The organism is Mesorhizobium sp. M2C.T.Ca.TU.002.02.1.1, assembly GCF_003997225.1.
This window is the reverse complement of sequence record NZ_RZTO01001224.1, coordinates 1-1227: the sequence shown is the minus strand read 5'-3', so window position 1 is coordinate 1227 and position 1227 is coordinate 1. Positions and strand designations below refer to the sequence as shown.

Annotated in this window: 2 protein-coding genes and 1 pseudogene; 2 read left to right on the top strand and 1 reads right to left on the bottom strand. The window is 69.4% G+C overall.

The annotated features are described in order from the left end of the window. Positions 1–119 (top strand): annotated as a pseudogene (locus EOD07_RS38920) (signal protein PDZ); the annotation flags it as partial. Positions 120–132: 13 nt separating this feature from the next. Next, positions 133–1074 carry a LysR family transcriptional regulator gene (locus EOD07_RS34945; RefSeq protein WP_127238396.1) on the top strand — a complete coding sequence of 314 codons (942 nt, stop codon included), beginning with the start codon at positions 133–135 and terminating at the stop codon, positions 1072–1074. Here EOD07_RS34945 and EOD07_RS34940 read toward each other — a convergent pair. Next, the coding region (locus EOD07_RS34940; protein ID WP_127238395.1) for an SDR family oxidoreductase at positions 1025–1227 on the bottom strand (203 nt) is incomplete at its 5' end. The genes EOD07_RS34945 and EOD07_RS34940 overlap by 50 nt on opposite strands.

Below are 1227 nucleotides of genomic sequence, written 5' to 3'. Positions count from 1 at the left end.
GGCAGAACCCGGCCGGCTCGGAAATACCGCTGCGCGTCGTGCGCGACGGCCGCGAGACCTGGCTGCGCGTCAAATCCGCCGACCGCAATTCCTTTCTGAAGAAGCCGCAACTCCAATAGGTTCGGCGCCCTTATGCATCCCAGGCTGCTGAAAACCTTTCTGGCGGTCGCGCGCACCCGCAACGTCACGCGCGCGGCGCAACAGGTCAATCTCGCGCAGTCGAGCGTCAGCGACCAGATCCAGGCACTGGAAACCGAGCTAGGCGCCAGCCTCTTCACCCGCTCCCGGCAGGGGCTGGACCTGACGCCGGCGGGTGAGGCGCTGAAACCCTATGCCGAAGATCTGCTGGCGCTTGCCGGTGACGCGAGGGTCGCCGTCGATGCCACCAAAGCTGGGGCCGCCGGCAGCGTGTCGATCGGCGCGCTCGAGACGATCGCCTCGGCAAGGCTTGCCGGCTGGCTCGCCGGTTTCCGCGCCGCGCATGCCGGCATCGACATCAAGCTTAAGGTGGCCGGCAGCGGCGAGTTGCTGCGCCGGCTGGAGGACGGCGAGATCGACGTCGCTCTCTGCTTCGAGCGGTCCAATATCGGTGAGCCGGACCCGCGCTTTGCCAGGCGCGTCGTGGCGGCCGAGCCGCTTGCGCTGATCGTGCCGCCCGGGGACAACCGCGCGGATGTCGATCTGGCGGCGCTGGCCGAGAAGCATTTCGTCGCCACCGAGACCGGTTGCGTCTACCGGGCCATGGTCGACAAGGCGTTTGCCGAAGCGGGCCTGGGCAAACCTAGCCTCGCCGCCGAAGCAGGCAGCATCGATGCCATTGCCGGCCTGGTGGCGGCCGGTGCCGGCTTTGGCCTCGTGCCACGGCTCGCGGTCGCTGCCGCGATCGACCGCGGCGAGGTCGCCGAACTTGCCTGGCCCGGCCCGGTCCGCTCGGCCGACATCGTGATGATCTGGCGCCGCCGGCGCGTCCAGCCGCCGGCGCTGAAGGCACTGCTCACCGCTGTGGGGGAGGGCTTCGTCCCGGTCAAATCAGACGGTGCCCGCCCTCGACATGCAGCGTCTCTCCCGTCGTGAAGCCATTGCCGATCAGGAAGCGGATTGCGTCGGCGATGTCCTCGGGCCTTCCGACCCGCCCCGCAGGCAACCGCTCCGCCATGGCGGCCAGGGTCTCGGCCTTCCTGTCGCCCGCGACGAATTCCCAGATCGGCGTGTCGACCCAGCCCGGCG